This is a genomic window from Anaerococcus sp. NML200537 (genome assembly GCF_026131715.1).
GTDB lineage: Bacteria > Bacillota > Clostridia > Tissierellales > Peptoniphilaceae > Anaerococcus > Anaerococcus kampingae.
Window position 1 is genome coordinate 40,306 of record NZ_JAMXSL010000013.1, and the last position, 13,864, is coordinate 54,169.

Here is a 13,864-nt window from a genome sequence, read left to right on the forward strand (position 1 = left end):
CCTTTTTAAAGGTGCTTCTCGGCTAATTATTTAGCTACGTTCTTACAATAAATATATACCCCTCTAGGGATTTTTTTCAAGATTAACCTTTTATACCTCCAAATGATACTCCTCTTAGGATTTGCTTCCTGAAGATAAAGTAAAGTATAAGAATTGGTAAGATTGTAATGGTTGATGCTGCCATTTGTAGGTGGATTAATTGACCTGCTTCTGTGGCAAATGATGATAGACCATTTGATATTAGCCTCATCTTTGTTGTGTTTGTAACAAGGATTGGCCATAAGAATGAGTTCCAACCTGTTATGAAGTTAAGCAGGCCTATGGTAAATAGGTTTTGCTTACACATCGGTATCATAACCCTTCTTATAAATTCAAAGTCGCTTGCCCCGTCTACCTTGGCTGCATTATAAAATTCCATTGGGACAGATTTTAAAAATTCTTTTAGGTAGAATATATAAAATACTGATGCCAAAAATGGGATTATTAGTGCTGTATAGGTATCTAATAAACCTAGCTTGGCTATGGTTGAATAATTGGTGAAAATTATTATTTCAAAAGGAACCATTAATAAGGCTAGCATGAAATTTTGTAAGACTGTTTTTCCCTTAAAGTTTAGGAAATTTAGGGCAAAGGCTGCAAGTACTGTTGTTATCAGAGTTCCCATAGTATTTATTAGGGATACAAATACTGTGTTTACAAAATATCTTGCAAATGGAGCTGCCTTCATGGCCTCTACATAGTTTGCAAATTGTGGGGCCTTTGGTAAAAGCTTAGGCGGAATCTGTGTTACCTCTCCAAAACTCATTAATGATGATGATATCATGTACAAAAATGGGAAGAGGGTTACTGCTACCATTATTATTATGAATATGAATGATAAAACTTTTAATACTTTTCTCATTTTAACCTACCTTGATATCATCTTTATTATTTTTCTTTGAGCAAAGGTTAGGACTAATAGGAAGAGAAAGAGTAGGACTGCTGCTGCCATGGCTTGACCGTACCTATATTCCACATAAAACTTCCTATATATATAAAACACTGCTGTTATCAGCCTATTTCCCACACCTGCCTTGCCATTAAAGAGGGCGAAAATCTGATTATAAACCTTAAAGGCTGAAATAAAACTTGTCAAAAACAAAAATGTAATTATGCTTGTAAGCTGTGGGAGGGTTATCTTTTTAAATTGCTCCCAGCCGCTTGCCCCGAAGGTGTCAGCTATCTTATAATAAGACTCATCTATTCCCCTAAGACCAGCTAATATCACGATTATATTAAAGGCTAGGGCATTCCACACACCAAATATAATGGCTGCTAGCATGTTGTAGTCAGGATTGTTTAAAAAATCAATTGGACCTATACCCACAAAGGATAGCATGTGGTTGATAAAACCATATTTGCCATTAAATAAATACCTAAATACGATACCTACAGCTATTACACTTGTTAGGTAAGGTATAAAAAATATTGTCTCAAAAAACTTATCTCCCTTAATTTTCTCATTTAGGATTAGGGCTATAAACATGGAAATGATTATAGACAAAGGCACGACTGTGACCGAATAAATCAAGGTATTTTTCATAGCCAGCCTAAAGAGCTTGTCATTTAGGACAATAGGGAAATTTTGAAAGCCAACATAGGTTGGATTCATGATGTTATTGTTGTGAACACTCATGTAGAAGGTTCTAATAAGTGGATATACATTAAATACCAGTATAAAGAATAAGGCAGGAAGCAAGTATAACCAAGCCTTGTTGGTCCTTTCTGCCCTGTAGGAGGACTTTTTCTTCATTAGTAGACTCTCTTTCCATCTTCTTCAAATATATAGATTGCCTTATGATCAATTGAAACTCTAATCTTTTCCCCATCTTTTATATCAAGGGCTGAATCGACAACCATCCTTGATGCCTGGCCTAGGATATTAAAATGCAAGATCATATAACGACCTATCATTTCCCTAGTTTCTACTTCTATTTCTAGGTCCCCATTTGGATCAAGCTTGAAATGCTCAGGCCTAATTCCTACTAGGTAGGTATCCTTATCAAGATTTGCCTTTTTTCTATCTTCGATAAGCTTTGATTTATCTAAGAATAGATTGTCCCTGCTTATAGAATCTTTTGTATTATCAAGCTCGTAAATATTTATTATAGGATTGCCTATAAATTTAGCTACAAAGAGGTTTGCAGGCTCTAGATATAGGTTTTGTGGCTTATCAAATTGTTGGATGACTCCCTTATCCATTAGGGCTATGTAGTCACTAATTGATAGGGCTTCTTCTTGGTCGTGGGTTACAAATACAGTGGTAACACCTACAGATTTTACTATATTTCTGATTTCTTCTCTTATAGATAGCCTTAGCCTAGCATCCAGGTTACTTAAAGGCTCATCTAGAAGTAGGGTCTTAGGATTTTTAACTAAAGCTCTAGCTATAGCCACCCTTTGTTGCTGACCACCAGATATTTGGCTAGGCTTCTTATCCTTTATATCTGTAATGTAGGTAAGGTCCATATATTTTTGGGCTCTTTTAATAGCTTCTTCCTTTTTAATCTTATGCTCACCAACAGTTAGGGGAAAGATTATATTTTCAAGGACTGTCATATGTGGATATAGGGCATAATTTTGAAATACCATTCCTATATCACGATCTTTTGGGTGAAGATTTACAATCGAATCATTATCAAATAGGATATCTCCCTCAGTTGGGTCAAGTATACCCGCTATAATATTTAGGATTGTAGACTTACCACAACCAGAAGGACCAAGAAGGGTCACAAGGGCTCCTTCTTCTATATCCAGATTGACAGATTTTAAGGCTTCATAGCCATTTTCATAAACTTTTCTTAAATTTTTGATATTAATCATTTAATCCTCTTTCATACCAATGGGAATTTTAGTAATAGATACAACATCACAACCATCAAAATTATACCAATCAGGGTAAAAGCATCGATTTGCTTTTTTAAAGCCATGATGACTAGGGATATTGATAATAAAAATAACAATAAATATAATTGCACAAACAAATCACTAGCCGGGCTTATAATCGATATAAATAGGGCTATTGCGGCAAGTAAAGCTGTCACAATGCTGACATAGGCATATACCCTTTTGCCATCTATTATGAAGTTAATTAAGCTAATTACAGCTGTCACCGCAAAGATTGGCATAAAGATATTTTTTAAAAATATAATTATCATTTAAACCTCTCTATTTTAATTATAACATATCTTTTAAATTTTTTTACAAAAATAAGGGCCTAAAGCTAAAAGAATATTTTTTATATTTGCCTTATGAATTATAAAACCTTCTCTGAGCCAGTAAGGAGACGCCTTATAGCCTATTTAAGATTTATTCTTTTGCTTAGTACCCTTCTTTGTTATTTATTTTTTAATGAGTAGGTCACTTCTTATATAACCTGTTTTGCCATTTACTGTTACCCTTGTCCAGCCTTCAGTTTCGCCTAGGTTTAGGATCTCATCATTTGGTCCTACTTCGGCTACTATGGATGAGTTTTCTGATGGAGCAAGTCTCATATTTACGCTATCTTTCACCATGACTTCTACCCCTTCTTCTAGGTCTCTGCCAAGGTCTTTTTCTTCTTCTACCTCTTTTTGCAAATCAGCTTCTTCTTGCTTTTTATCTTCTGTATTTGCTTCTTCTGCTACTTGGCCTTCTTCTCCTTGGGGATGTCTTACTGATACATAAGAATCATTTTGGCAAGAAGCTAAGAAAATTACAAGACCTAAGATCAAAAGTGTTTTGATTTTTTTCATTAATTGCCTCCAAATAAGTCGTCTAGTTCATCGCTTTGGTATTCATAATCTGTAACTACCACGCCAAGGATTTTAGCCCCTGTGCTTTCTAGTTGGTCAACAGATTCTTCAAGGAGATAGGTTCTTGTTGCTTCTTCATTGGTTAGGATTACTGTCTTATCAGCTAGGCCACAAAATACATTTGCCTCTGCTATGTCAATATTTTCCTTTGTGTTTACAAAGATATAGTCGTATTTTACCATAGCCTCATCAAAAAAACTTTTGATTGCTGATGGCTCTAGATACATATCTTCATAATCAGCTACCCTACCTGTCATAAGAAGGTGGAGATTATCATTTTCCTTTACCAAAACTTCATCAAGGGCATAATCTCCAAGCAGGCAATCTACAAAGCCCCTCTTGTTATAATAGCCCTTCATCTCCTCAAGCTCATCGGCCCTGAGATTGGCATCTATTACTAGAATTCTTTCGTTTTCTTCTGCCAGGTGACCTCCCATTACTAAGATTGTATTTATCTTATTTGTCTTATCATCTGTCGCAGTGAAGGCTACTATAGCATCTGCTGGATCAAGCTTGCTTGTTAGCTTATCTTCTAGATTGTAGAAGGCTTGGAGAAGTATCTCTCTTCTCTCGTCTACTTTTTTTCTTCTAAACATCTAAATCTCCAATCTTATACTTAGGAAGCTTGCCTAGGATTTCTAGCTTGCTTGAAGCCTTGCTTGCTTCTTCTTTTAGAGGTGAAGCAAAAACTATTTCTTCTCCCTCATCTTCCTGCTCATCTACCGCTTCCTTGGCCAAGTCTATAGCACTTCTGTCGATTTTTCTAGTTTCACCAAAGTCTTCTTCCCTATCTTCTATCTTCTCGATAGGTTGGGTGAAGGTTTCTTCCTTAATTTCTTCCTTGATTTCTTCTTGTTTTTTGATTTCTTTTTTGTTTTTTTCTACTTGCTTTTTAACTTTTTTTTCTTTTTGCCTGTAGTCTTTCTTTTCTTGTTTTTTAAGCTTGTTATTATATCTTTTAACTGATACAAAAGATCCTAATAGGTAAAGTAAGAATCCTAGGCCACCAGCAATCCCTGCATAAGTTAGGCTATTGTCAATAGCCTTGGCATTTTCATAAGAATATTCCATTACATTTGCACCAGTATTGTAAATATTGTTAATAACTGTTGCAGAAAGGTCTGCATATTCATCTGCCAAATCTTCTGCCCTAAGCTTGTTTGTGTCTGTGACTGATATGTCAACGACTGCAGAGTTATCCAGAGCCTTTATCTTCATCTTGCTATCTAGTTTTGATAGGGACCAATCTATCTTTAGATTATCCAAGGTCCTTTGTTTAATAGCATTAGAATTGATTACATTTGCAAAGTCATTTGCAGAATTTGCCTCATCTAAATTTTCTACTGAACTTGTCACAAGCTTTGTACTTGCCCTGTATTCCTTAAAGCCTGCAAAATTCAGACCAAAGTAAACAAGCATGGCCACAATTATTCCGGCTATAATTGATGACAAGGTAGCTTGAAACATCGATTTTTTATTTTCCATCTTCTCCTCCATATTGACTAGCACCTTCAAGCATGAGCTTGCGTGCTGCACTTTTTTCTACTTTTCTTAACATCTCAGGATGCCTTATTAAAAATTGTTCTATATAAAGCCTATAGGCCTTTGGAAATAAGGCCCTGGCAAGCTTTCCCTTATCTAGGAAAAACTTCTCATTAAAACCCTCAAACCAGGTCGACTCATCGTTGTAGACTCTTGCTATAAGGTCGGTATTAGTCCTTGCCTTTAGGCCGCTTCTAATGCAATCTAGGATAAATATTGAGTCTTCCCCAGAACCATTTTCTGTTCCTGCCCCAAAATTGGTATTGAGGTAGATATTTTTCCTAGCTACAGCCTTTCTATCAAAGGCAAAGTGTACAGAACCATAGGTCAGGCAATTATAAAAGCCAAGCTTCTTATTTTCCTTAACCTTTATAATCTCTCGACCATCCTGATAAATTATTGTCTTAAATACGAAAAAATCAACATCCGGATAGGAAATAAATCCATCCTTGACCCTGGCTAGGTATCCTTCTTCAAAGACCTCATCATCATCGGCAAATATTACTATATCAGCATCTGAATTAAGTAGGCCTAGGTTTCTGCTTCTGGCAAGGCCCCTAGTATCTGTCGATATCATCCTCACCTTAAAATCATCTGTAACAATTTCTTCATAGCCATTGTGATCAGTCTGATTTATGATTAGGGCGTCACTTTCCAGATTAAACTTCTTATAAAAATCAATACTCTCCACATTCATAGCAGAGATTAATACTTCAACATTCATTATTTTCTAGTAGTCTCCGCCTTTTCCCAAGTTGGCTTAGAATAGCCTCTTAGCTCCCTATAAGCCCCTATTATTTGGGCCAGCATCATGGCACAGTAATATCTCGGGAAGTAGAATATCTTGCTCTTTGCTCCTGATAATTGGCCAATTATTGCTAGGGCGTAAAAACCTATTTGCATCAAGAAAAATGACCCGTAGAATACTCCCTCTCCTAGTAGGAAGAAGTTAGTAACTAATAAAACTATATGAAAAAAGGCCTGCAAATATCTTAGGGTCTTGTGGTTGAAGGTAAAAAATGAAAACCATCCATATTCAAATATATTTAGCCTTTTGAGGTTGGTAAATATATTGGTAAGGATCCTTCTTTGCATCCTGACCTTTCTTTTAAATTCATCTGCTGTAGTCTGACCGGCCTTCTCAAAAGCCACAGCCTTTGGATTATAAAGAGCTCTCTTGTGATTTAGGGCTGCATATAAAGGAAGTTCATAGTCGTGGCTATTGACTAGGTCAATGTGCCTGTAGTCCTTTTTCCTTACAGCATAGATTGCCCCGTTGCCGTTGGTTATTGTCTTGATATTTGATTCGATTTTTCTCATCTTAAGCTCAAAATTCCAATAGGTATTTTCAGCTACAACAGATGAAATCTCATCATCTTCGTGATAGATCAAAGAGCCGCACACATATTCTATATCATCGTCTACAAAATAAGATACAAGCTCGCTTATGGCATTTGACTTAAACATAGAATTGGCATCAGAAAAGACAATAATCTCGCCCTTAGCCACTTCCACCGCCTCGTTTTGGGCATTGGTCTTGCCAAGATGGTTTTTGACAGTGTTTATCCTAATATCATAGTCAGGATTATTTCTAATAAATTCTTCACAAATTTCAACTGTCCTATCTGTAGAAGAGTCATTTGCAATAATAACTTCATATGTTGGGTAGTCAGTTTGAATTATGTTTTCAAGCTTTTTTTCTATGACATCCTCTTCGTTGTAGGCAGAAATAATAACCGACACGCTAGGTTTGATAGAATAATCTTGGTCGTTTTCTCTTTTGATAAGCTTATCCAAAATCAAAAGAGTAAGAGGATAGCCTATCATCGCATAAAATAAGGCAAATCCCGCTAAGTAAAATAAAATTTTCATACACTTCTCCTATTATCTAATTATATTATAAAGGACCATACTATTTCAAGGAGAAGGGGCTTTTTTATTGAAATTTTGCTCAAATTCCTATTAAATAAAAAACCTGCTAAAAAAGCAGGCTAAATTAAAAAGTCAAAAACTCTAAATTTTTTTAAAAAATTAGGCATGATAAACACGCCTGCATTCATCCTTAACAAATAAGGCTTATATATTATACTTTTTTGTACACAAATCGCTTCATATAGTAAAAAATCTATTGCTTCTTTGGGAAATAAAAGGATAATATCTTAATAAAATAAGAATGGAGTCATTATGAATATAAAATTAGACATCTTACAAAGCCTAGGCCTTGCAATCGTCGCCCTTATCCTAGGCATGGGTCTAAAGAAGAAATTTTCCTTCCTTAGGACCTTTTTTATCCCCGCCCCTGTAATAGGCGGCCTACTTATAAGCCTTTTAGTTTTTATCCTAGGCCAAGCTGGACTTGCCTATTTTGAATTTGATAAAATTCTCCAAGACTTCTTTATGAATATATTTTTCACAGCCATCGGACTTTCAGCATCCTTTGCCATGCTTAAAATGTCTGGGTCCCTTGGACTAAGGCTAGCAATCGCTATAATTATCCTTTTGCCACTCCAAAATATAATCGGAGTCACCCTTGCCAAAGTCCTTGGCATAAATCCCCTCCACGGTATAGCCATGGGCTCTACATCCATGACTGGCGGCATCGGATCTGCCATAAGCTTTGGCAAAATCATGGAAGATTTGGGAGCAAGTGGGTCTACATCAATTGGAGTTGCTGCTGCTACCTTTGGCCTTCTAGCCGGATCTCTTGTGGGTGGTCCTACAGCCAAAAGGCTGATAAATAAATACACCCTAAAGACAAAGGGATCCCCGTCAGGTCTTGATAATAAGAAAATATCTGCCCTTATCAATCAAGAATCCCTAACCCAGGCCATAATCATAATCGGCCTTGCTGGACTTTTAGGGACTTTTATCAATAAAATCCTCGCCCTAACCGGCCTTAATTTCCCATATTATGTGGGCTGCCAATTTGGGGGACTAATCGTAAGAAATATCTACGATGGCCTAAGAAAGCCGATAAATATGACAAATATAGACACTGTAGGCAATATTTCCCTAAGCCTATTTTTATCCCTAGCCCTAATCAACCTCAACCTTAAAGCCATAATGAGCCTAGCTGGCCCTATGGTCATAATCATGATTGCGCAAGCTATCTTCATCAGACTATACACAAGCCTAGTCACCTTCAACATCCTTGGCAGGGACTATGATGCAGCAGTCATGGTTGCCGGCCACTGCGGCGTAGGCCTTGGCCAAACCCCAAATGCCATGGCCAATATGGAAGCCATAATCGAAGAAAAGGGCCCAGCAGATGTAGCAATGTTTATCTTTCCAATAGTATTAGCTATTGCTGTTAACCTCACAAATCCTATAGTAATCACTTTCTTTATAAATACATTCTCATAAAAAAACTGGCCCTAGAGGTCAGTTTTTTCTCGCTTCGCTGCGAACCACTCCGTGGAGGGCCCTCTGTGCGCCGGGCAGGCTTTCTCGCTTCGCTCGACCATTTCATGGAGAGTCCTCCACGAGCCGGACAGGCTTGTTTCTAACTATTAAAATGCCTAGCTGGCAAAGTTATTATCTCATTTATCTCTTTTGGAAGCTTAATGTCTCTTGTGAGGGCTGCAAAGCTTATGGCATCCTTGCCATACTTTCTCCTGATTTCATAAAGGGCCTTGTCGCAGGATTCGCTTTTAAAATACTTCTCATGGTCTAGAAACATATCTAGTTGGCTGCCAGAGCCCTCTTTCATCAGCCTTATGGCCCTAATTCCCACGGCCCTGACTGGCATATCCCAGTCGTATTTTTCCATAAAAAGCTCGTGGGCCTCTTTGGCAAGGATTATAGAAGATTGGGTGTTTAGGGGCAATTCTTTCTGGAAGGTCTGGGAAAATAAATCCTTATTTCTGACAAAGACTTCCACCCCACCAGCCTCAAGACCGGCTTGCCTTAGCCTTCTTGATACCGAAAAGCTTAGCTCTTGGAGGACATTTTTAACCTCGCTGTTATTGACTAGATCACTCCTGCAGGTAGAAGAATTGCCAATAGTTTTTATGATATCCTTGTGGTTGATATCAACAACAGGACGAGCATCCCTTCCATTGGCATAGGTCCAAAGATAGACCCCATTTACCCCAAGCAGGTTTTCTAAAAGGCTTACAGGAGCCTTTGCAAGCTCTCCTAGGGTGTAAATGCCTATGCGATTAAGCTTAGACTTAGTCGCCCTGCCTATGCCTACCATTTCCTCGACAGCCAGTGGCCAAACAAGGTCCTGCCAATTATCCTGGTCAATAGTTGTGATGGCATCAGGCTTTTTCATATCTGAGCCAAGCTTGGCAAAAATCTTGCAAAAAGAAACGCCAATACTCACAGTAAGACCCACCTCCTCCTTCATCCTCCTAGAAATCTCCCTAGCTATATCAAGGCCTGTCCCAAAAAGTTTGGTAGAGCCAGATACATCTATAAAACACTCATCCAGGCCAAAAGACTCCACCTGATTTGTATAATCATAATAAATCATCTTGGCCATCTTTGAATGCTTAAGATACTGGTCATATTGAGGAGGAACCAGGATTAGGTCCCTGCATTTGGTAAGGGCCTGCCAAATAGGCTCACCAGTCTGAACCCCCATCTCCTTAGCCTTTTGGCTTTTGGCAAGGATGATGCCATTTCTATTTTTAGGATTGCCAGCCACAGCCATAGCCTTGCCCTTGAGGGCAGGATTAAGCTTAGCCTCTATAGAAGCATAGCAGGCATTCATATCTGAATGTAGGATAATTCTTTTCATAACAACTCCTCTTGAATTTCATAGACTATTAATGTATAATTAAGACAATAAATGACTTAAGATAATTATAGGACAATAAGAGTCCTTTGTCAAGCGCAAAATAAAAATATTAGACTCTAAGAGTCTAGAAGGAGAGAGAAAATGAGTTTCGCCACCAAATTAAAAAAGCTAAGAGAAGAAAAAAGACTAACCCAACAAGAGCTAGCAGACATGGTAGATGTCTCCCTAAAGACCATCTCCAGATACGAACTAGGCTTGTCCAAGCCTAGATATAGAAAGACCTACGACCTACTAGCAAAATCCCTAGACACCAGCCACGACTACCTAGTTACCGATGAAGAGGACTTCGTCCTCACAGCCCGTGAAAACTACGGCCTAAAGGCTGGCGTCGAAGCAAGAGAGCTGGTAGACGGAGTAGTAGGACTCATGGCAGGAGGGGAAATCCCAGAAGAAGACAAAAAAGCCATCCTAGATGCAATCTCAGAAGCCTACTATATAGCTAGACAAGAAAACAAAAAGCACGGTAGACTAAAGGATAAATAATGACCTACTCATACGATCAAATCTATGAGGATACCCTTGACCTAATCAAAAAACATGACAGCAGAAATCCAAAAGAAATCCTAAAAGAGCGTGGAGTCCACCTCATAGCCTTCAAAAGTAACACTAAGCTTCTAGGCATGTACAAAATCATCAAAAACTCCCGCTTCGTCTTCTACAACCCAAACGTAGACTACAGGATCTTAAACATGGTCTTCGCCCACGAGCTGGGCCATGACATCTACCACCAGGCCTACGCAGCAAAAGGCATGGTAGAATACCAAATCTTTGACATAAATAACGAAATGGAGCTAGAAGCAAATATCTTCGCAGCCCATCTCCTCCTAGATGAGAAAAGCCTCCTAGAAGATGTCAAAGAAGGCTACACCTACAATGAGCTAGCAAGCATGTACGATGTCAACGTCAACCTCATGATTTTCAAACTCAACGAAATGCACAGGATGGGTATGCCCATCAGAAAAGAAAACCCGACCAGTGCCGACTTTTTCAGAAATATAGACGGCAAAGACCTAAAAAACATGGAGTGCTACTAATGGCCAAAAGAATAGTCGACCTAGTCAAAGACCTAATCCTAGATAAAAAAGACATAAAAACAGCCATCGACATGACAGCAGGCACAGGCAAAGATAGTAAATTCATCCTAGAAAACACAAAAGTAGAAAGCCTCACAGCCTTCGACATCCAAAAACAAGCCGAAGAAAAAACAAAAGCCCTAATAGGAGAAGATAAAAGATTCACCTTCATTCTAGCAAGCCATGACCAAATAGATAAATATATAAAAGACCCCGTAGACCTTATAATCTACAACCTAGGCTATTTGCCAGGAGCAGACAAAACCATAACAACAAAGGCAGAAAGTACCCTAAAAAGCCTAGAAAAAGTCCTAAAGCTTATAAAAAAAGGCGGCCGCATAATACTAACAATCTACCCAGGCCACCCAGCCGGAAGGAAAGAAAGCCAAAGCCTAGAAAGCTACCTAGAAAGCCTAGACAATAAGACCTACTCCATCCTAAAAATAACCTACACCAACAGACCCAACAACCCACCCTACATCCTAGTAATAGAAAAAGAAAAATAGCCAAAAGCAGTAAAAACACTTACTATTGGCTATTTTTTTTTGGGAAAGAATATTTACTTTCCCAAAAATTTATCCCTCTATAAAAAAGGCCTCCACATGATAAAACATGCAGAAACCCCCGATCAATCTACATGTATTATATCATAAATTTATAGCATATCCAAGCTACTAAGTAAAAAATGATGGAAGCTTATTAAAGCTTCCTACTAATTCCCTTGCTTCGACCGTAGTGGAGAAGTCTATTAGTACCGCTTTGGTGATATTTTCTACTATGGCGAAGCACAGCTTTATTTTCAAAGCCTTCGAATATAGTAAATTGTTGCTCTTAGTCTGTCTTAGGATTTCAGTTTTCGTAATAGGTCTCTCGACTACGCTCGAGACAAGGGGCATTGTGTTTCTCAAGATTTTCTCATATTTCCTCAATGTTTTTTATATAGAATCAATTCATATCTATCCTAAAGATAAGTTTATAGCCCATATCCTCCCATTTCGAATGTAATGGGAAATCTCATGGTTTTGTATATCGTGGGTTTTGTATTTACATCGGTGATTTGTTTATATAGCCTTCGAATATAATAACATATCGTGCTTATTATCGTCTTGGGATTGAAGCAAGCCCGTCCGGCTCTGGGAGGACTCTCCATGAAATGGTCGAGCGAAGCGAGAAAGAAAGTAATAGCTATCTCCGCTTCGATCTATAAAAAGGAAAATGAAGGAAGCTTATAGAGCTTCCAACTCCCCCCCTTGCTTCGACTTTCGTGGCAAGCCCGTCCGGCTCTGAGAGGACAAGTCTATTAGAAATGGTTTGATGTTACTATTTACTATGCACAAGCCACATATTTATTTTCAAAACCCCACCAACTATCACAATCCAACCCAAAAAAACAAGACCCAATTAAGAGTCTTGTTTTTTAAGTTTCAGATAAGTTTATTTATCTTCTTCTTCTTTTTTCTTGCTTGCAAGTAGTCCTGCTATTGAGATTCCTGATAGTCCTATTAGTCCGCTTACAGAGCCTACGCCTGTCTTGACGTTTGCGCCTGCTTTCTTACCTTTAGTATTTGATCTCATTTCTTTCTTAGCTTCTACTTGATAGATTAAATCATCAGCATTTATGAAGTTCTTTGAACCGTCAGCATAGATTAGAGTAGCGTTACCCTTATCATCTACAATTACATCGCTTGCAGCTGGATTAGCCTTCTTAACTTTGTCGATTACTTCTTGTTTTTCTTCATCTGTTAAGTGGTTCTTATCCTTTACGCCAGTTTTTTCTGGTGTAATAGCTGGGTTCTTTTCTGCTTCTGTTTTTACTTTCTTATTATTATCTTCTTCAGGTTTCTTGTCATCATTTCCTTCATCAGCATTTGAATCTGGGATGAATGGAATATTTATGTGACCATTACCTGATCCATTGTCAGCTTTACCTTTTACTGTTGTTTCTGCAGTACTTGGTTTTTTGCCTTTTTCAGTTTGTTCAACAGTTATCTTGTCATCCTTATTTAATGGCTTATCAGCTGGTACTTTTACTTCCCAGTTTCCGTCTTTGTCAACTGTTGTTTTACCAATTACATTACCATCTTTGTCTTTGACTACTATTTCAGCGCCTGGTTTACCAGTTCCTGTGATTTTGTCATCGCCTTCGGTTGGTTGGTTTACTTTTGGTTTTTCAGATTGTTCTTCATCCTTAATGGTTACTGTGACTTTTGTTTTGTCTTTAGATCCGTCTGGATATTCAACTGTAACATCTACTTCATATGTTCCTGGAGTCTTGCCATCTGGAATTTGTTTTGGATCATCGATTGTAACTTTTGGTTTTTCCTTATCTCCTGGATAATTTGGAACTGTTACTGCATCTGTTATCTCTTTATCTGATGGTTTTTGACCTTTTTCTTTTTCAACTGGTTTTGTTTCAGGTTCATATTTATCCTTGTCTTTGTCATCCTTGATGGTTACTGTGACTTTTGTTTTGTCTTTAGATCCATCTGGATATTCAACTGTAACATCTACTTCATATGTTCCTGGAGTCTTGCCATCTGGAATTTGTTTTGGATCATCGATTGTAACTTTTGGTTTTTCCTTATCTCCTGGATAATTTGGAACTGTTACTG

At 37.9% G+C, this 13,864-nt stretch carries 15 protein-coding genes; 4 read left to right on the plus strand and 11 right to left on the minus strand.

The genetic code is table 11. From position 1 onward, the window contains the following. Window positions 1-82: 82 nt before the first annotated feature. The 9 genes from NH288_RS05225 to NH288_RS05265 all read right to left on the minus strand — a co-directional run bounded on the left by NH288_RS05225 (window position 83) and on the right by NH288_RS05265 (window position 7,247). On the minus strand, window positions 83-901 hold the full coding sequence (locus NH288_RS05225; RefSeq protein WP_265213659.1) for a carbohydrate ABC transporter permease: 819 nt from the start codon (window positions 899-901) through the stop codon (window positions 83-85). A 6-nt stretch (window positions 902-907) separates the two neighbouring features. Continuing rightward, window positions 908-1,792 carry a carbohydrate ABC transporter permease gene (locus tag NH288_RS05230; protein ID WP_106460967.1) on the minus strand — a complete coding sequence of 295 codons (885 nt, stop codon included), beginning with the start codon at window positions 1,790-1,792 and terminating at the stop codon, window positions 908-910. Continuing rightward, complete coding sequence (locus tag NH288_RS05235) at window positions 1,792-2,862, minus strand: ABC transporter ATP-binding protein (protein ID WP_265213662.1); 1,071 nt, start codon at window positions 2,860-2,862, stop codon at window positions 1,792-1,794. The genes NH288_RS05230 and NH288_RS05235 overlap by 1 nt, the downstream gene beginning before the upstream one ends. 11 nt (window positions 2,863-2,873) lie before the next feature. Continuing rightward, complete coding sequence (locus NH288_RS05240) at window positions 2,874-3,197, minus strand: hypothetical protein (RefSeq protein WP_234025845.1); 324 nt, start codon at window positions 3,195-3,197, stop codon at window positions 2,874-2,876. A gap of 183 nt (window positions 3,198-3,380) precedes the next feature. Beyond that, window positions 3,381-3,773 (minus strand): SH3 domain-containing protein, encoded by a 393-nt coding sequence (locus tag NH288_RS05245; RefSeq protein ID WP_106460969.1) that lies wholly within the window; start codon window positions 3,771-3,773, stop codon window positions 3,381-3,383. After that, window positions 3,773-4,429: a protein tyrosine kinase gene (locus NH288_RS05250; protein ID WP_106460970.1), complete on the minus strand. Its 657-nt coding sequence runs from the start codon at window positions 4,427-4,429 to the stop codon at window positions 3,773-3,775. Before NH288_RS05250 ends, NH288_RS05245 begins: the two co-directional genes overlap by 1 nt. After that, window positions 4,422-5,318: a chain-length determining protein gene (locus NH288_RS05255; protein ID WP_106460971.1), complete on the minus strand. Its 897-nt coding sequence runs from the start codon at window positions 5,316-5,318 to the stop codon at window positions 4,422-4,424. Before NH288_RS05255 ends, NH288_RS05250 begins: the two co-directional genes overlap by 8 nt. After that, a complete protein-coding gene (locus NH288_RS05260) occupies window positions 5,308-6,099 on the minus strand; it encodes a glycosyltransferase (RefSeq protein ID WP_265213666.1) in 792 nt (263 codons plus the stop codon). Before NH288_RS05260 ends, NH288_RS05255 begins: the two co-directional genes overlap by 11 nt. Then, complete coding sequence (locus NH288_RS05265) at window positions 6,099-7,247, minus strand: glycosyltransferase (protein ID WP_265213667.1); 1,149 nt, start codon at window positions 7,245-7,247, stop codon at window positions 6,099-6,101. Before NH288_RS05265 ends, NH288_RS05260 begins: the two co-directional genes overlap by 1 nt. 312 nt (window positions 7,248-7,559) lie before the next feature. Between NH288_RS05265 and gltS the strand changes: the two genes are divergently transcribed. Beyond that, a complete protein-coding gene (gltS, locus tag NH288_RS05270; RefSeq protein WP_265213668.1) occupies window positions 7,560-8,738 on the plus strand; it encodes a sodium/glutamate symporter in 1,179 nt (392 codons plus the stop codon). Between the two features lie 139 nt (window positions 8,739-8,877). Here gltS and NH288_RS05275 read toward each other — a convergent pair whose 3' ends face one another. After that, window positions 8,878-10,119 carry a DNA polymerase IV gene (locus NH288_RS05275; RefSeq protein ID WP_265213669.1) on the minus strand — a complete coding sequence of 414 codons (1,242 nt, stop codon included), beginning with the start codon at window positions 10,117-10,119 and terminating at the stop codon, window positions 8,878-8,880. 141 nt (window positions 10,120-10,260) lie between these two features. Between NH288_RS05275 and NH288_RS05280 the strand changes: the two genes are divergently transcribed. From NH288_RS05280 to NH288_RS05290, 3 genes are read left to right on the plus strand one after another with little or no spacing between them, the layout of a single operon-like run. Next, window positions 10,261-10,662, plus strand: coding sequence for a helix-turn-helix domain-containing protein (locus tag NH288_RS05280; RefSeq protein WP_106460977.1), 402 nt, complete (start codon window positions 10,261-10,263; stop codon window positions 10,660-10,662). Further along, window positions 10,662-11,213 (plus strand): ImmA/IrrE family metallo-endopeptidase, encoded by a 552-nt coding sequence (locus tag NH288_RS05285; protein WP_265213672.1) that lies wholly within the window; start codon window positions 10,662-10,664, stop codon window positions 11,211-11,213. Before NH288_RS05280 ends, NH288_RS05285 begins: the two co-directional genes overlap by 1 nt. Next, the gene (locus NH288_RS05290) at window positions 11,213-11,758 is read left to right on the plus strand and encodes a tRNA (mnm(5)s(2)U34)-methyltransferase (RefSeq protein WP_265213674.1); all 546 of its coding nucleotides are present in this window, start codon (window positions 11,213-11,215) and stop codon (window positions 11,756-11,758) included. The genes NH288_RS05285 and NH288_RS05290 overlap by 1 nt, the downstream gene beginning before the upstream one ends. Window positions 11,759-12,686: 928 nt before the next feature. Here NH288_RS05290 and NH288_RS05295 read toward each other — a convergent pair. After that, window positions 12,687-13,864, minus strand: a 1,178-nt coding sequence (locus NH288_RS05295) for a Rib/alpha-like domain-containing protein (protein ID WP_265213676.1), incomplete at its 5' end; no start/stop codon positions are given.